Here is a 16,487-nt window from a genome sequence, read left to right on the forward strand (position 1 = left end):
GGGAGGCGGGGGAACACGCTCAGACCTTCTTGATGACCGCCTTGCCGAACAGGCCGACGGGGCGGATCGAGAGAACGACGAGAAGCAGGATCAGGCCCGGCACGTCCTTGTAGCCGGTCGAGATGTAGAAGCCGGTGAGCGTCTCGGCGACGCCGAGGATCAGGCCGCCGACGATGACGCCGAGGCCGGATTCGAGGCCGCCGATGATCGCCACCGCGAACGCCTTCAGGGCCAGCACCGCGCCCATGGTGGCGCCGGTGAGCGTCACGGGAGCGACGAGCACGCCCGCGAAGGCCGCCGTCATGGCGCTGATCGAGTAGGACAGCGTGATGACCTTTTGGGTGTTGATGCCCATCAGGCCGGCGGCGTCGATGTCGTTGGAGGTGGCGACGACCGCCTTCCCCCAGATCGACTTGCGGTTGAAGATCTCGACCGCGAGCATCATCAGCAGAGCGCCGGCCACGATCAGCAGCTCCATCGGCAGGATGCGGATGCCCGCGACCTGGATCGCCTCCTCGGGGAGCGGCGAGGGGAACTTGAGGTCGTCGCGGCCCCAGACGTTCTCGGCGACGTTCTTGAAGATGATGCCGAGCGCGATGGTGGCCATGATCCATCCGTACTCGGATTTGATCTTCACGGCCGGGCGGACGCCGAGCCGCTCGACCACGGCGCCGAGCGCGAAGCCGAAGACGAGGACCAGCGGGATCATCAACCAGTAGCCCGTGAAGGGCACCAGCGTCAGGCCGAACAGGGCGCCGAGCGCCAGCGCCTCGCCCTGGCCGAAATTCAGCGTCTTCGAGGTGGCGAAGGTCAGCTGGTAGCCGAACGCGATCGCCGCGTAGATCATGCCGACCGCGACGCCGGACGCGATGAGCTGGAGCAGGATGGCCATGGGTGCGCCGTGAGGGGGTGGAAGTCTGGGATCCGCGGATAGCGCCGCCGGATCGATGGGTGGGGTTGCCGTCTTCCGGCTTGGCCGCTTCGATGCCGACCCCGCTTCGTCATCCCGGGGCCGCGCAGCGGAACCCGGGATCCATGAACACCGCAGAGCCTCGTCCTGCCGCTTCGGTGTTCATGGATTCCGGGTTCGCCTGCGGCGCCCCGGAATGACGGCGGTGGTGGCCAACACGTCCGGCACGGTCGTGGTTCGCGCGTGCCCTGTGTTCGGGCTACGTTAGTGCGCCGCCGGTCGTGACCGGCGGCGGCCATAGCCGAGCTCAGTTCGAGCTCTTCTCCTTGAGGCGCACGACGCCCGCGTTCTTGGCGTCCTCGGGCTTGGCGTAGACGATCTTGCCGTCCTGCACCTTGCCGAACACGACCATGTTCCGCGAGATCGCGTTGTGGTCCTTGGCCGTGAAGGGCTTCTCGTAGGTGGTGACGACGCCCTCGACCCGCTCGTTCAGGTTCTCGAGCGCGGCGCGGATCTTCGGCCCGTCGGTGCCGCCCGCCTGCTTGATGGCGGCGGCCAGCAGGAAGATCGAGTCGTAGCCTTGAGCGCCCGCCACCGGGGTCGGAATCTTCGTCACGCCGTAGGTCTTGTAGTAGTTCTCGAGGAACGCCTTGCGCTTCGGCAGCGTCTGATCCTCGATGAAGGTCTGCGGCATGATCACGCCGTTGCCGTTGGCACCCGCGATATCGATGAAGCTCTGCATCGAAGAGGGCCAGCTCGTGATCATCGGCACCTTCCAGCCGAGCTTGGCCATGCCGTTGGAGATCTGGGCCAGCTCCGGCCCGATGCCGTAGGCGAGGATGACCTCGGCGCCGGCCTGCTGCGCCTTCAGCAGCTGGGCCGTCATGTCGACGTCCTTGATGTTGAACTTCTCGACGGCGACCGGCTTGATCGACTTGGTGGCAAGGTACTTCTCGATGTCCTCACGGCCGAGCTGGCCGTAATTGGTCGAGTCGGCCAGCACCGCGATCTTCTTGTGGCCCTGCGCCAGGGCCTCGTCCACCATCAGGCCGGCCTGGAGCACGTCGTAGGCGGAGTTCCGGAAGACGTAGTTGGCGTCGTAATCCGGTTCCTTGAACTGGTTGGTGATGATCGTGCCGGTGGCGACGTTGTTGAACACCGGGATCTCGGCTTCCTGGTAGAAGCGCTGGGCGGCCAGCGCCACGCCGGTGTTGATGAAGCCGACGGTGGCGACGACCTTCTCCTTGTTAATGAGTTCCTGCGCGACCTGCGCGCCGACCTCGTTCTTGGCCTCGTCGTCCCGCTCCACGAGCTGGATCTGCCGGCCGAGCACGCCGCCGGCCTTGTTGATCTCGGCCGCGGCGAGCTTGGCGCCGTCGCGCATCGACACGCCCATCGAGGAGGAGCCGCCCGTGTACGGGCCGGTCAGGCCGATCTTGATCGGATCGGCGGCGCGGGCCGGTGTGAGCGCCAGCGCGCAGCTCAGCGCGAGCGCGGACGCGCCTACGGTAAATCGCATCGTTTCCTCTCCCAACAGGCCGCTCGCGCGGCGTGCCCTTCGATGTGGCACTCTGTATTCAGGTGCCTTGAATTCAGATCGACCGTCAAGCGGCCGACGGGAGCGGAGCTGGGTTTTTACTGCCGATGATGTGGGCATGTTGCCGAACCGCGATGACAAAGCAGCGCGGCTGGGTATCGGGCGCGCATCGCGGCGGGGATTAAACCGCACGCTTGGCAGAACGTCGCGTTACGTTCGTGCCCTCCGAGATGGGACGTGGTTCTTCGGGTGCCGACGCGCGTCCGCGCGAACGGCGCCGCGACCGTGCCGGCGACGGATCGTCCCGTTCCGAGCCCCCGTTCCGAGCCCGGCCGACGGATGCGTCGGTGCGCGGATCGGCGCGCGAGGTTCAGCCGGCCCGGGCGGGGTCCGCGAAGGCGGGCAGGACCGCGCGGCCGAACGCCTCCAAGAAGGCCTCCTGACTGCCTCCGACCTGGTGGACGATGATCTCCGCGAAGCCCAGCTCGGCCAGTTCCGCGAGCCAGGCCGCGTGCCGGCCCAGGTCGTCCGAGACCCGCACGCAGGCGTGGATGTCCTCCGGCCGCACGAAGCGTGCGGCGGTCTCGAACTCCTCGGGCGTGCGCAGCTCCCAGTTCACGTCCCCCTCGATGGCGTTGCTCGCCCACTGCGCGTGCGCCTCGGCGAGCGCGCGGGCCGGATCGGGGTCCCAGCACACCTTCGTCTGCAGGAAGACCGGCTTGCCCGCGCCGCCGCCCTCGCGGAACGCGTCGAGCACCGGGCGCAGCTTCTCCGGATCGATCCCGACCGTGACGAGCCCGTCCGCCCAGGCCGCGACCTTGCGCGCGGTCGCGGGCGTGACGGCGCCGCCGACCAGGAGCGGGGGAGTCCGGGGCCGCGAGTAGAGCTTGGCATCCACCACCGTGACGCGGCCGCGATGCGTCACGGTCTCGCCCGCGAAGAGCGCCCGGATGATCGCCGCGCACTCGCCGAGCCGTTCGGTCCGCTCGGCCTTCTCCGGCCAGGGCAGGCCGGTGACGTCCTCGTTGAGGCGCTGCCCGCTGCCGAGCGCCAGCCACAGGCGGTCGGGGAACATCTCGGCGAGCGTCGCGGCCGACTGGGCGAGCACGGCCGGGTGGTGGCGGTAGCCCGGCGCGGTGATGATCCCGAACGGCATCCCGGTGACGGCGAGCGCGGCCCCGAGCCAGGACCAGGCATGGCCCGAATGGCCCTGTGCCCGGCTCCACGGCTTGAAGTGCTCGGACGACATCGCGCAGGCGAAGCCCGCCGCCTCGGCCGCCCGGACATGGCGCAGCAGCGCGGAGGGCGCGTGCTGCTCGTGCGACGCGTGGTAGCCGATGCGTGCCAAACCTGGTCTCCCGGTCGCCGTGGGGTCTGTCGATGTCGATGGAAACGCCCGGCCCGCGCTTCCGTGCGGCGGGGCAAACGCCTCAATCCGCCCCGGCGATGCGCGGCGCCCGGCGCGAATCGGTCTCGCGCAGGGAGCGGTCGGCGTAGGTGCCCTGCACGGCCGCCCGACCGCCATGGTCGTAGAGGTCGAGCGTCAGAGCGCTGTGGATGAAGCCCAGATGGCTGAAGGCCTGGGGGAAGTTGCCGAGGAAGCCGCCGTCCTCCGCCGCCTCCTCGGCGTAGAGCCCGACATCGTTCTGCAGCGCCCGCAGCGCGTCGAAACGGGTGCGGGCCTCCGCGTCGCGGCCGAGCCAGAGCAGGGCATCGACGAGCCAGAAGGCGCAGAGCAGGAAGGTGCCCTCGTGGCCCGGCAGGCCGTCGTCGTTCCGGTAGCGGTAGACGAGGTGGCCGTGGCCGAGCCGCGCGATCACCGCATCGACGGTGCGGGCGAAGGCGGCCTCGTCCACGGGGAAGCCGACCATCGGTGCGACGAGCAGGGCGGCGTCCGGCTCGTCGGTGCCGAGATATTGCGGATAGTGGCCGTCGCGGTGGATGGCCTCGCCGTTGACCCAGGCGACGATCCGGTCGCGCTCGCGGCACCAGTGCGGGCGCTCGCCGAACAGGCGGATCGCCCGGTCGAGGGCGACCCAGTTCATGATCGCGGCGTGCAGGTAGCGCTGCTCGGGCTTCCTCGGCTCCCACAGGCCCGCATCCGGCTCCGCCCAGTGCGCGGCCGAGATATCGGCCAGCCGCGCGCCGTGCGCGCGCATCGCCTCCGGCAGCGTGCCGCCGAGGCGCTCGTAGAGGTAGAGCAGGTCGAGCACCTGCCCGTAGGCGTCGGCCTGGTGCTGCTCTGCGGCCTCGTTGCCGTGGCGCACCGGCGCGCTGCCGCGCCAGCCCTCGAAATGCGAGATCGTGACCTCGCCGAGATCGTCCTCGCCCGCGATGCCGTAGAGAGGCTTCAGCCGGCCCTCGGCGCGCGCGCACAGGTCGGAGACGAAGCCGAAGAAGGCCTCCGCCTCCCGGACCATGCCAAACTTCTTCAGGACGTAGAAGGACAGGCAGGCGTCGCGGATCCAGCAGAAGCGGTAGTCCCAGTTCCGGATGCCGCCGACCTCCTCGGGCAGCGAGGTGGTGGCCGCCGCCACGATCGCCCCCGAGGGCGCGTAGGTCAGCGCCTTCAGCACCAGGGCCGAGCGCATCAGCTCGCCCGCCAGCGGCCCCACATAGGCCGCCCCTTGCGTCCACAGCACCCAGGCCCGGCGGGTCTCCTCCATCAGCGCGCGGGCGTCCGGCGGGGCGTCGGGCGTGGCGCCCGGATAGAGCGCGAAGCGCCGCTCCTGCCCGGCCTCCAGGGTGAAGCGGGCGACAGCGCCCGCGTCCTCGACCGCGAAGGCGGCGTCGGAGACGAGCCCGGGGCAGCCGTTCGCCGCCACGCGCCCGTCCGTCGCGGCGAGCGGCGCGGCCGCCTCGGCGAAGCCCGCGAGCGGCCGGTAGACCGCGACCATCGGCACCCGCCCCGAGACGCCGGCGACGAGCCGGACGAGGCGCGGCCGGTCCGCCCCGCCCTCCGGCCCGACCATGAAGTCGTGCAGGGTGACGAAGCCGGTCGCGGTGGTGAAGGTGGTCTCGAGGATGTTGCTGCGGCTCAGATACTGCCGCGCCGTCTCGAAGCGCTCGGCGGGCCGCAGCGTGAAGTGGCCCCCGCGCCGCCGGTCGAGCAGTCGCGAGAAGGTCGGGTCGGCGTCGAAGCGCTCCAGGCAGGCCCAGTCGATCCCGCCGTCGCGCGCTACCAGCGCGCAGCCCTCGCAGTTGCTGAGGAGCGCGTAGGCCTCGATCGGCTGGTAGTCGCGCTCGTCGTCGAATCCCGGCATGGCTCTTCCCCCCTCCTTGCCTTGCGCCGCCTCCCGGACGGTCGCCGTCGTCGTCCGCCGCGAGGGCCGCTCAGTCCGCGAGCCGGAAGGCGGGCTCCAGCAAGCCCCGCGCGCCGACATCGACCCGCAGCGTGCGGCCGTGCTCGGGGTCGGCTCCGCGCTCCGCCGCGTCCATGCCCTCGTAAGCCGAGGTCACGAGGAGCCAGTCGAGCGCGCGGCCCGCGAAGGTCGGGCAGGTCGGCCGGGACGGGGGCACCGGAACCGTGCGCACCCGCTCGCCGGCCGGGCTGTAGGCGTCGAGGCAGCCCGCGCCGAACCGGGCCGTCCAGATCAGCCCCTCGGCGTCCACCGCGGCGCCGTCGATGCCGCCCGCGCCGCCGCGATGGTCGTAATGCGTCTCGGGCTCGCCCGTCGGCAGGCCCGTCGCGGGGTCGAGGGCGACCCGGCGCAGCACGCCCTCGTCCGTATCCACGAAGTAGCCGGTCGCGCCGTCGGGCGAGAAGGCGATGCCGTTCGGGATCGTCAGGTTGGCGAAGAGCCGCGTCACCCGCGTGCCGGCGACGTGGTAGATGGCGCCCCGCCCGGGCTCGGCGTCGCGGCCCATCGTGCCGATCCAGACGGCGCCGGCCGGGTGGACGCGCCCGTCGTTCGAGCGGGTGCCGGGGTCGTCCGCCTCGAGCGGGCAGCAGAGCGAGAGCCCGCCATCCGCGATCGTCCGGACGTAGAGGCCGTCCTCGGCCGACAAGAGCTGCCGCCGGTCGTCGATCGCCGCGACGTCGCTCGCCATGACGGGCAGCGCGTGGATCCGGGCCGGACCCGCTTCGCCGAGGCGCAGCTCGAACAGCCGGCGCTCCGGGATATCGACCCACCACGCCGTATCGGTCGCCGGATCGTAGCTCGGCCCCTCGCCGAGATGGCAGCGGGACGTGTCGAGGATGCGGACGCGCGCTGGCTGCAAGGCTCTTTTTCCTGGCTGACTGCGCAGGACGACGTCCCGGGAGGGAGCGCGGTTCCGGCCGCGCCGCGCCCCGCGCCGGCCCGGGTGCGCGGGCGCACCGCGGCGTGCGGCGCCCCGCGCGGCGCGGGGATTAATCCCGGGTGTGCGCGCCCCGCGCCGCAAGGCCATACTCTCGACGTGTTGCCCCCGCAGAGCCTGCGGCTTAACCGGTGGCGGACGCCCCGAGCCGAGAGACGCAAGACGCCATGAGCTACCCGGGTCAGCCGGCCCTCGCGCTCCCCGAAGCCGCGCCGCGGCTGAGCGCGACCGAATCCTACCTGCGCGTGCTGCACGCCCTGATGCTGCGCGACATGCGCACGCGCTTCGGCGCCTCCTACTGGGGCTACGCGGTGGTCGTGCTCTGGCCCTGCGCCCACGTCTTCATGCTGGTGGCGATCTACTACTTCCGCAAGGTCCCGGCGCCGATCGGCGAGAGCAGCCCGATCTTCTTCGCCAGCGGCGCGGTTCCGGTGCTGGTCTACCAGTACATGTCCCGCGAGGTGATGAAGTCGGTCGGCGCGAACCGGCCGTTGACCTACTACCCGCAGGTCAAGCTCATCGACGTGATCATCGCCCGCCTGCTCGTGGAGATCGTGAGCGGCTCGCTCACCCTGATCACCGTGCTGGCGATCCTGACCGCGCTCGGCATCGATCCGCGGCCGGCCGACCCCTTCACGGCGGTGACCGGCTTCCTGGCGGCGATCCTGCTCGGGATCGGGATCGGCTTCGTGAACGTCTGCATCATGGCGTTCTTTCCCACCTGGGCACTGGGATACGTGCTGTTCAACATCATCATCTACATCACCAGCGGCGTGATGTTCCTGCCCAACTACCTGCCCGAGCAGCTCTACGCGATCTTCAAGTACAACCCGGCCGTGCAGATCATCGAGTGGGTTCGGCTGGGGTACTATCCGACACTCGACGTCCAGGTGGACTACTTCTACGTGATCATGTTCGGGCTCACGACGCTGAGCATCGGCCTGCTCATGGAGCGGTTCGTGGTCCGCAGGCTGTCGTAGCCGCGCGAGGGCCTTGAGCGTGTCATCTTCGGGCCGGCGCCCCGCGCCGGCCCGCGCCGCGGATGCGGCCGAGCCGGGGTTGCGTGTGGGACTGACGATCAAGGGCCTGCGGGCCGCGCTCCGGCGGATCGCGACGGGGCAGGGGAGCCTGGGTCCGTTCGGGGGGACGCCCGATTTCGCCGGCCGCGTCGCCGGCATCACGGGGGCCCGGTGCGAGAACCTGACGGTCTCGGGCCGGGGCCGCGTCGTGCTGGCTCCCGGCGCGCGGATCGGCTTCGGCATCAAGCCCTATCTCGCGGCCTCGGCGCTCTCGGTGCAGGTCGTCCTCGACATCGAGGCCGAGACCGTCAACGGGCCGCCCTGGCTGGCGGTGGATTACGGCGCGGGGTTCGCGCCCGAGCACACCGTCCCGCTGCGCCGGCCCGACGCGGGCACGCGCTGGACCCTGCACGTGCCGCTGCCGCAATTCGTGCGCGGCCTGCGCCTGGAATTCCACAACCAGATCGTGGGCCCGGCCACGATCCATGCCTGCCTCGTGCAGCGCTCGGACCTGCGCGACCTCCTCGATCACCTGTTCCGCCTGCCCGCGCCCGAGCGGCAACGCCTGACCGGGGCCAAGGTCGCGGGCGTGCTGGCCGCGCTGGAGGACCGGCGCGACGCGGTCGCCGAGGATGCCGCGGCCGAGCGCCCGCAATCCGCGCTCGCGGCCGCGATCGGGTGCGGCCTGCTCGCCGACCACGCGCAGTCCGCGCCCTCCGATCCGCGCTACGTCGGCGTCGTCGAGCGGGACGACCGGCTCGGCGAGGCCGACCGGGCCTGGATGGACGGCCGCATGGCGGCCTTCGCCGAGCGGCCGCTCCTCTCCGTGGTGATGCCGGTCTACGACCCGCCGCTCGACCTGCTCGAGGAGGCGATCCGCAGCCTGCAGCGGCAGACCTATCCGCACTGGGAGCTGTGCCTCGCCGACGACGCCTCGCGGGACTTCGCCGTGCGCGACGTGGTCCGCCGGCTCGCCGCCGAGGATCCGCGCATTCGACCCGTCTTCCGCGAGACGAACGGCCACATCTCGCAGGCCTCGAACGCGGCCGCCGCCCTGGCGCGGGGCCGGTTCCTCGTCCTGATGGACAACGACGACCTGCTGCCGGACCACGCGCTCTGGACGGTCGCCGACGCCATCGACCGCCATCCCGGCTGCCGGATGCTGTTCTCGGACGAGGACAAGATCAACCTCGAGGGGCGCCGGGCCCAGCCCTACCGGAAGGGAGCCTTCGACCGCTTCCTGATGTACGGCCACAACATGTTCAGCCATCTGGGCGTCTACGAGCGCGCCCTGTTCGAGGCGGTCGGCGGCTTCCGCGTCGGCTACGAGGGCAGCCAGGACTACGACCTCGCCTTGCGCTGCATGGAGCGCTGCGCCGAGGCCGAGATCGTGCACATCCCGCACGTGCTCTACCGCTGGCGCCAGCTCCCCGGCTCGACCGCCCTCGGGGGCGGCCAGAAATCCTACGCCTTCGCGGCGGCCAAGCGCGCGATCGACAGCCATTTCGAGCGGATGGGCTACCCGCTCGAATCGATCGACGGCCCGGGTCCCGGGATCGCGGCCGTGCGCACCCTGGGCGTCGCCGACCCGAAGCGGATCAGCGTCGTCATCCCAACGCGCAACGGACTCGACCTCCTGCGGCCCTGCATCGAGTCCCTGCTGGCGGTCGGCGACCCGCTCGTCGAGATCGTGGTCGTCGACAACTTCTCGGATGATCCCGGAACGCTCGCCTACCTGGACGGGCTGCGCCGTGACCGCGCCCGCATCACCGTGGTGCGCTCCGAGACAGCGTTCAACTTCCCGCACCTGTGCAACCTCGGCGTGGCGCGGGCGCGCGGCGAGATCGTCTGCCTCCTGAACAACGACACCGAGGTGCTGAGCCAGGACCTGTTCCAGCGCGCCCGGGCCTTCCTGTCGATCCCCGACGTCGGCGCGGTCGGCGCGCGCCTGCTCTACCCGCACGGGGCGGTCCAGCATTTCGGCGTCTACACGGGCGTCGGCCCCTACGGCATCGCCACCCACGCCCATGCGGGCCGGGCGGACGACGCGCACGTGCAGTTCAGCAAGAGCGTGCTGCTGCAGCAGTTCGTGGCGGTCACGGCCGCCTGCTGCTTCCTGCGCAAGGCCGATTACGAGGCGGTCGGCGGCATGGATGAGGCGTTCGCGGTCGCCTACAACGACGTCGATCTCTGCCTGAAGCTGCGCCAACGGGGCCTCAAGGTGATCTGCGACCCCGGCATCCGGCTGGTGCACAAGGAATCGGTCAGCCGCGGGCGCGACGTCGATCCCACGAAGGTGGTGCGCCTGCGCCGCGAGGCGGAGCTCATGGAGGCGCGCTGGGGTCGCGAGGGCCTGCGCGATCCCTTCTACAACCCGGCCTTCTCCGCCCGGAGCGGCGATTTCGAACTCGCCGAGTTCCCGCGCGTGGCGATCCCCTGGAAGGACCCGGCCGGTCTGGCCGAGGTGCGCCCCGAGGCGCCGCCGGAGATCGAGGTCGCGTACGAGCCCGCGTCCGAGGGGCGGGCGGGGCTGTGAGGGACGGCGCGGACGATCCGCCGCCCCCCGCGGCCGCGATGCCCCGCCGACGCCCGCTCGGCGCCGGCGCGACGCTTCGCGCGGTCCGGGCGATGCCGGGGCGCTGCCCGGGGTTCCCCGCGGGCCCCCCGTCCGCCGGGCCGCGTCGAGTGCCCCGCGCCCCACGCGGCGGGGCCCGCCGCTCCGGCGGATGAGCGAGGAAACCCGATGACGAAGCCGATCGACATCGCGGACGTGCGGGCGCGCCTCGCCGCCCCGATCCTCGGGCGCGCGCAACCGGACCCGTTCGATCTCACAGTCCACCATCGCCACCCACGCATCGCGACGATCCGCTTCGTGCCCGGCCGCCCGATCGGATACGCGCTCTCGGCGAGCTACCCGGACTGGACCGACCGGTCCTTCCTCGCGCAGCGCTTGGCGGGAATGCGGTTGTTCTTCGGCGCGTTGCGGGACATCGAACCGGGGCTGGACGGAACGTGCGACCTCTGGCTGGGCGACGTCCCGGAAGCCCCCGGCCTCGCCTTCTCGGGCTGCGCGAGCTCGAACGTTCTGGTGCCCGATCCGGATTTCGTCGCGTCGGACGGCTACCGGCAGCTCCGGCGCGAGGCCGAGGGCATGCTGCCCTGGCCCGAGCGAGAGAACGACCTGTTCTGGCGCGGCACGCTATCGGGCGATCCGAAGCGTCGGGCGCCCGGATGGCGCACGCTTCAACGCGCGCGCCTCTGCCTTGCCGGCCGCGCGTCGGTCGTGGGCGTTCCGCTCGACGCCAAGCTCGTGGGCGACCCGCGCAATGCGGCGGGCTCCGAGGGATGGGTCGAGATCGGCGACCTCGGCCTGCTCGCAGACCGGGTCGCGCTTCATGACTTCGCGCGCTACCGCCATGCCATCGACATCGACGGCAATTCCTGCGCCTGGATGGGGCTGTTCACCAAGCTCCTGATGGGCTGCACCGTGGTCAAGGTGGATTCGCCGCTCGGGCACCGGCAATGGTACTACGACCGGCTCGTGCCCTGGATCGACTTCGTGCCCGTCTCCGCCGATCTCGGCGATCTCGACGCGGTGCGGACCTGGCTCGCGCGGGAGCCCGAGGCGGCCCGCGCCATCGCAGCGCGGGGCCGGGCGCTGGCTTGCGCGATCACCTTCGATCAGGCGCTCCTGGACGTCGCTCCGCGCGTGATCGCCCATATCCGAGCCGCGAAGGCCCAGCCATGCGCATGACCACCAAACGCGTCCTCGTCACCGGCGGGGCGGGCTTCGTGGGCTCGCATCTGTGCGAGCGGCTGCTGGGGCAGGGGCACGAGGTGCTGTGCGTGGACAACTTCTTCACGGGCGCGCGGGCGAACGTGGCGCACCTGCTCGGGCATCCGCGCTTCGAGCTGATGCGCCACGACGTGACCTTCCCGCTCTACGTGGAGGTGGACGAGATCTACAACCTCGCCTGCCCGGCCTCGCCGGTGCACTACCAGGCCGACCCGGTCCAGACCACGAAGACGAGCGTGGTGGGTGCGATCAACATGCTGCGCCTGGCCAAGCGGGTGAAGGCGAAGATCCTGCAGGCCTCGACCTCGGAGGTCTACGGCGACCCGGACGTGCATCCGCAGCCCGAGAGCTACTGGGGCCGGGTCAACCCGATCGGCTTCCGCTCCTGCTACGACGAGGGCAAGCGCTGCGCCGAGACGCTGTTCTTCGACTACCGGCGCCAGCACGGCATGCCCGTGAAGGTGGTGCGCATCTTCAACACCTACGGGCCGCGCATGCACCCCAACGACGGGCGCGTGGTCTCGAACCTGATCGTGCAGGCGCTCAGGGGCGAACCGATCACCCTCTACGGGGAGGGCACGCAGACGCGCTCGTTCTGCTACGTGGACGACCTCGTCGAGGGCCTGATCCGGATGATGGAGACGGGCCCCGCGGTGACGGGGCCGGTCAACCTCGGCAATCCGGGGGAGTTCACCATCCGGGAATTGGCCGACCTCGTGCGCGAGCTGACAGGTTCGACCTCGGAGATCGTGCACCGGCCGCTGCCGCCCGACGACCCGCGCCAGCGCCGGCCCGATATCGCGCAGGCGGAGGAACTGCTCGGCTGGGCGCCGACCATCCCCCTGCGCGAGGGGCTCGCCCGCACGATCGATTATTTCCGCACGGTGCTGTCGCACAAACCGGTCGGGGCTTGAGCGCATGCCCGACATCATCGTCCTGAGGCCCTCGCCGGACTGGCCGCGCTTCGACCTCTGCGAATCCCGCGCCTTCCTGTCCGGGGTCGGCTTCGATCCGGATCTGGTGATCGACTTCGCGGCGGTCTGGGACCGGACCTTCACGCGCGACTACCGTTCCGTCCGCGAGGCCGTGAAGCAGCTCGCTCTCGCGAGTTACCGGGCGGTGGCGGGGGCGACGCTCGTGCCGCTCGCCGCCTTCGTGCCCGGATCCTGCGCCCCGGGGGACCGCATCCTCTTCGCGGACGACGACGACTGGCTCAGCCCAGGCCTGTTCGGTGCCCTGCCGGCACCCGGGCCCGAGACGGGTCCGGACGGCTACCGCTGGGGATCCCTGCGAATCGGCCTCGATTTCGATCCGACCGCGCCGGGCGCGCCGTTCTGTGCGGCACGCCCGCTCGGGGAGATCGTCTACACCAACAATTACGCGCTGTCCGGGCGCGGTCTCGTCCGGGCCGGCGTTGCGGGCGCGGGCGAGCACACGGCCGCGCAGCGCACCTTCGGTGCGGCGGATTTCCAGGTCGAGGACTGTCCGCTCTACCTGTCCTGCGCGGTCAAGCACCCGTGCAGCACGGTCGCCGTGCGAGCCCAGATGGCGGCCGGGTTCCGAGAGGCGCCGGAGCGGTTCCTGGAGCGGTTCCAGCGGGCTCTTGAGGAGGCCGTCGTCCCGCCGGAGGGCTCCTGGGTCGCGCCGCGCCTCGAGGCGCTGCGGACCCTGTTCGCCGACATCCGCTCGCGTTGACGGGGGCGGTCCGGCGGATGGGCCGACGGATGGGCCGACGGATGCGTGGGGCGTCCGTCCTCGGCGCTTCCGCGATCCCGCGCCCTCGCCGTCCACGGGAGCCCGTCGCGGCGGGACACCCGGTCGGCGTGCTCCGCGCGGACCGGGCTCGACGGGCGGGCGTCGTGTTGGCGCTCGGTCGGGTTTCGTGCTACTTTCTTACAGGTGGTGTTGTGGAGGTTCTCTCAAGCATTCCGTAAGCCTTTCGGCAAGCAGGAGCGCTTCCGTCCCGTGCGGTTGCACGGTCGAGAAACAAGAACGTCTTATTCGTTGCCGCGGCTCGGCTGCTGGGGGTGTTGATGCTGCTGTTTCTCGTCGTCGTGGCAGCCGCCGGCGCGCTCCTGGCCTATGCGATTGCCTGGGTTCCGGTTCTTTTGCTCGGCATCCTGCTGTTCCTCGCCGTCCTGATCTACACCGTGCCGACGGACGGCGTCCTCGTCGCGCTCGGCTGCGGGGCCCTCGCGGTGACGATCCTTCAGGTCAGCTACGCCGTCGCCGGCTTCCTGCTCAACAGGCCGGAGCGCGCCGCCGCGCCGTCGGGCGTCTTCCGCCGCACCAAGCACGTCCACTCGAAGGACTAGCCGGCCGGCCCGCTCATTCCCCCGCCAGCCGCGCGGGCGCCGGCGTGCCGACGGGCTTGAGCGCGGCGAGGCGTTCCTCCAGGAAGGCCAGGACGGCGTCGCGGTCGCCCGCGGCCTGCCGGTTCCACCGGGCGATGTTCGCCGCGGCCTGCGCGGCGCTGCGCGCCCGCCAGCCCGGCTCGGCGAGGCGCCCCGCGACCGCGCGCGCCGCGCCGTCCGGGTCGGCGATGTCGACGAGCAGGCCGGACGTGCCCAGAACCTCGCGGAACACCGGCTTGTCGGGCGCGACCACGAGGAGGCCCGCGAACTGCATCTCCAGGAGCGGGAGGCCGAGGCCCTCGTCGTGGGAGCTGCACAGGAACAGGTCGAACGTATCGATGACCCGGCGCGCGGCGTCGTCGTCGAGAAAACCTCGCAGCCGGACGTGGGGCATCTCCCGCAGGCGCGCGGCGTCCTCGCCCCAGCCGCTGCGGCCGATGATGTGCAGCTCCACCCTCCGCCCGAGCGCGCGCGCGAGATGCTCGCACAGGCGCGCCGCGCCGACGAAGTTCTTGCGCGGCTCGATCGTTCCCATCGCGCCGACCACGAGCGGCCGGTCCTCCGCGTCCGCGCGCGGATGGGCGGCGAGGCCGAACACGTTCCGGATCCCCGGCCGGTAGGGCAGGACCGTCGCGTCCGGCCGCACGGCGGCGCGCAGCGCCTCGGCGGTGGTCTCGGAATTCGCCAGGAAGTAGCGCAGCCGCGCCAGCGCCGCCCGGAAGGGCCCGACCATGTAGAGCTTCGCCGAGCGGTTGAGTTCGTCGGTCCGGGTCAGCAGGAAGAGGTCGTGGACGTAGAAGACCGTCCGCTCCGGCAGCCGCGTCATCACGGGCGAGGGCGGGTAGCCGGAGAACAGCCAGAGCTTGTCCCTGTGGGCGAGCGCCGCGGCCGGGATCGCCAGCCTCTGGTTCAGCATCATCGAGGGGCGGCTGCCCGAGGCGTCCCATCCGGCAACCGGCAGCGGCGCGAGCGCGGCCTCCGAGAACAGTTCCTCGGTGATGCGCTCGATGCCGGAGGCGCGGCGTCCGAGATGGGTTCGATCGACGACGAGGGCGGGTCCTGGAATCATGCTGAGCCTACCGCAGGAGGGGCCGCGCCGGCAGGCGGGCGCCGCCGGGCGCCGGCGGGGCCTGCCCGATCTCGATGATGCCCTTCACCAGCCACAGGAGCGCGGCCGTCTTGATGCTCAGGAAGCCGTAGCTGACCAGCGAGTTGAAGCAGACATAGAGACAGAGCGCGTGGTTGAAGCAGATCTGCTCGCGGGTCGCGTACCGGGAGCAGCACGAGCAGAAGAGCCAGAACAGGGCCAGCCCGAAGATGGATTGCGTCGTGATGATGTAGCCGACGCCGCTGTCGACCGCCTTGTCGATGAACGCCTCCGACAGGCCGAGGAATTCCGAGACGTCGTAGGATTCGAGCAGGTCGGTCGTCCAGACCACCCGGCCCAGGAAGTCGTCGTTGCCGCGGGCCGGATCGACGATGTGCACGAACACGAAGGCCGCCAGCAGGATGCCCGGGAGGTAGAGCGCGGGCAGGTAGCGCGACCAGCGCCGCCAGAACACGCAGACGAACAGCGTCGCGAAGAAGGTCACGAAGGCGAGGCGGCCGTCGCAGGCGACGATGAGGAACAGGTTGGTCGAGAGCAGGTAGGCCCGGCTCTTCCAGCCGAGGCTGCGCCAGAGCGCGAACAGGTAGGCCGACGCGATGATGCAGTAGGTGCCCAGCGAGACCGGCTCGAGGAAGACCGAGGACACGCGGTGGCTCGCCATCACGGCGTCGGCGATGCTCAGGAAACGCGCGTTCGGGCGCGTCGCGCTGACGAAGAGGTCCGAATCCGAGTTCCAGAAATCCGCTTCCGTCAGGCCGCGGGTGGCGATGAAGTAGTCCTTGACGTGGAACAGGCTCGAGTACAGGTCCGTCCGGAAGGCCTCCAGGGCCCCGATCGTGAAGACGATCGTGTGCCCGATAAGGACGTAGCGGTTGAGGTAGCGCCGATCGGTGCACAGGCCGAGCATGAAGAAGGTCGGCGCGATCAGGAGGTCGCGGAAGTACTTCACGCTGGTCGCCGGATCCACGATCGCGCTGCGCAGGATCATGAACAGGAACAGCCAGACGATGAACGCCACCGCGAGGTTCATCTCGCGCCGGTGATGCAGCAGCGCGACGAGGAGGCAGCCGAGCGTCAGCGCGCCCTCGAGGGCGATCACCACGGCGGGCGTCAGCGGTCGGACGTTGCCGTTCACGAAGGCGAGCGCGGCGTTGAAGGTGAGCGCGGTCAGCATCAGCCAGTACGGCAGATGCAGGAGGCGCGTCCCCGCGGCGGCCGTCGCGCGCCCGGCCGGCACCGCGGACCAGATCGGGCCGGCCAAACCTGCGGGGATCGGGGAGGCGGACGACATCTCGGGCTCCTCGTGGAATGGTCGCGCCGCCCCCCAGGGGGCGGCGCGCGGTCGGTCCGGCAGCCCTAGATGGTCTGGTTGTAGGCGCCGACCTCTGGGTTCTGGCGCAGGACGGCGTCGACGGCCTCGAACATGGCGCGCAGGCGCGCCTCCGAGACCGGGCTCTCGACGAC

At 71.0% G+C, this 16,487-nt stretch carries 13 protein-coding genes; 6 read left to right on the forward strand and 7 right to left on the reverse strand.

The features are described from left to right. Nucleotides 1–19: 19 nt before the first annotated feature. From MFF56_RS19960 to MFF56_RS19980, 5 genes are all read right to left on the reverse strand, one after another. Nucleotides 20–892, reverse strand: a complete 873-nt coding sequence (locus tag MFF56_RS19960) for a branched-chain amino acid ABC transporter permease (RefSeq protein ID WP_066918588.1) — start codon at nucleotides 890–892, stop codon at nucleotides 20–22. A 325-nt stretch (nucleotides 893–1,217) separates the two neighbouring features. Then, complete coding sequence (locus tag MFF56_RS19965; RefSeq protein ID WP_066918585.1) at nucleotides 1,218–2,429, reverse strand: ABC transporter substrate-binding protein; 1,212 nt, start codon at nucleotides 2,427–2,429, stop codon at nucleotides 1,218–1,220. A 388-nt stretch (nucleotides 2,430–2,817) separates the two neighbouring features. Continuing rightward, a complete protein-coding gene (locus MFF56_RS19970; RefSeq protein WP_066918583.1) occupies nucleotides 2,818–3,795 on the reverse strand; it encodes a TIGR03885 family FMN-dependent LLM class oxidoreductase in 978 nt (325 codons plus the stop codon). A gap of 82 nt (nucleotides 3,796–3,877) precedes the next feature. Beyond that, the gene (locus MFF56_RS19975) at nucleotides 3,878–5,710 is read right to left on the reverse strand and encodes a glycoside hydrolase family 15 protein (RefSeq protein ID WP_066918581.1); all 1,833 of its coding nucleotides are present in this window, start codon (nucleotides 5,708–5,710) and stop codon (nucleotides 3,878–3,880) included. 70 nt (nucleotides 5,711–5,780) lie between these two features. Continuing rightward, a complete protein-coding gene (locus tag MFF56_RS19980; RefSeq protein ID WP_066918579.1) occupies nucleotides 5,781–6,668 on the reverse strand; it encodes an SMP-30/gluconolactonase/LRE family protein in 888 nt (295 codons plus the stop codon). Between the two features lie 245 nt (nucleotides 6,669–6,913). Here MFF56_RS19980 and MFF56_RS19985 point away from each other — a divergent pair, with 245 nt between their 5' ends. From MFF56_RS19985 to MFF56_RS20010, 6 genes are all read left to right on the forward strand, one after another. After that, a complete protein-coding gene (locus MFF56_RS19985; protein ID WP_066918577.1) occupies nucleotides 6,914–7,726 on the forward strand; it encodes an ABC transporter permease in 813 nt (270 codons plus the stop codon). Nucleotides 7,727–7,811: 85 nt separating this feature from the next. Further along, on the forward strand, nucleotides 7,812–10,301 hold the full coding sequence (locus MFF56_RS19990) for a glycosyltransferase family 2 protein (RefSeq protein ID WP_066918575.1): 2,490 nt from the start codon (nucleotides 7,812–7,814) through the stop codon (nucleotides 10,299–10,301). A 207-nt stretch (nucleotides 10,302–10,508) separates the two neighbouring features. Further along, on the forward strand, nucleotides 10,509–11,519 hold the full coding sequence (locus tag MFF56_RS19995) for a glycosyl transferase family 90 (RefSeq protein ID WP_066922120.1): 1,011 nt from the start codon (nucleotides 10,509–10,511) through the stop codon (nucleotides 11,517–11,519). Then, a complete protein-coding gene (locus MFF56_RS20000) occupies nucleotides 11,516–12,475 on the forward strand; it encodes a UDP-glucuronic acid decarboxylase family protein (RefSeq protein ID WP_238230648.1) in 960 nt (319 codons plus the stop codon). Before MFF56_RS19995 ends, MFF56_RS20000 begins: the two co-directional genes overlap by 4 nt. A gap of 4 nt (nucleotides 12,476–12,479) precedes the next feature. Beyond that, a complete protein-coding gene (locus tag MFF56_RS20005; protein WP_066918626.1) occupies nucleotides 12,480–13,256 on the forward strand; it encodes a hypothetical protein in 777 nt (258 codons plus the stop codon). A gap of 338 nt (nucleotides 13,257–13,594) precedes the next feature. Then, nucleotides 13,595–13,876, forward strand: a complete 282-nt coding sequence (locus MFF56_RS20010) for a hypothetical protein (protein ID WP_156453483.1) — start codon at nucleotides 13,595–13,597, stop codon at nucleotides 13,874–13,876. Between the two features lie 13 nt (nucleotides 13,877–13,889). On the opposite strand, the gene MFF56_RS20015 is transcribed toward MFF56_RS20010, so the two are convergent. After that, a complete protein-coding gene (locus tag MFF56_RS20015; RefSeq protein WP_066918630.1) occupies nucleotides 13,890–14,984 on the reverse strand; it encodes a glycosyltransferase in 1,095 nt (364 codons plus the stop codon). 7 nt (nucleotides 14,985–14,991) lie between these two features. Further along, complete coding sequence (locus MFF56_RS20020; protein ID WP_238230650.1) at nucleotides 14,992–16,314, reverse strand: polysaccharide biosynthesis protein GumE; 1,323 nt, start codon at nucleotides 16,312–16,314, stop codon at nucleotides 14,992–14,994. Nucleotides 16,315–16,487 lie beyond the last annotated feature (173 nt).

This window comes from Methylobacterium hispanicum (assembly GCF_022179285.1).
GTDB lineage: Bacteria > Pseudomonadota > Alphaproteobacteria > Rhizobiales > Beijerinckiaceae > Methylobacterium > Methylobacterium hispanicum.

Excerpts from the sequence above, each read along its gene's own strand:
- MFF56_RS20015 (WP_066918630.1), bottom strand. The coding sequence starts at position 14,984 with ATGATTCCAGGACCCGCCCTCGTCGTCGATCGAACCCATCTCGGACGC.
- MFF56_RS19965 (WP_066918585.1), bottom strand. The coding sequence starts at position 2,429 with ATGCGATTTACCGTAGGCGCGTCCGCGCTCGCGCTGAGCTGCGCGCTG.
- MFF56_RS20005 (WP_066918626.1), top strand. The coding sequence starts at position 12,480 with ATGCCCGACATCATCGTCCTGAGGCCCTCGCCGGACTGGCCGCGCTTC.
- MFF56_RS19995 (WP_066922120.1), top strand. The coding sequence starts at position 10,509 with ATGACGAAGCCGATCGACATCGCGGACGTGCGGGCGCGCCTCGCCGCC.
- MFF56_RS20020 (WP_238230650.1), bottom strand. The coding sequence starts at position 16,314 with ATGTCGTCCGCCTCCCCGATCCCCGCAGGTTTGGCCGGCCCGATCTGG.
- MFF56_RS20000 (WP_238230648.1), top strand. The coding sequence starts at position 11,516 with ATGACCACCAAACGCGTCCTCGTCACCGGCGGGGCGGGCTTCGTGGGC.
- MFF56_RS19960 (WP_066918588.1), bottom strand. The coding sequence starts at position 892 with ATGGCCATCCTGCTCCAGCTCATCGCGTCCGGCGTCGCGGTCGGCATG.
- MFF56_RS20010 (WP_156453483.1), top strand. The coding sequence starts at position 13,595 with ATGCTGCTGTTTCTCGTCGTCGTGGCAGCCGCCGGCGCGCTCCTGGCC.
- MFF56_RS19975 (WP_066918581.1), bottom strand. The coding sequence starts at position 5,710 with ATGCCGGGATTCGACGACGAGCGCGACTACCAGCCGATCGAGGCCTAC.
- MFF56_RS19985 (WP_066918577.1), top strand. The coding sequence starts at position 6,914 with ATGAGCTACCCGGGTCAGCCGGCCCTCGCGCTCCCCGAAGCCGCGCCG.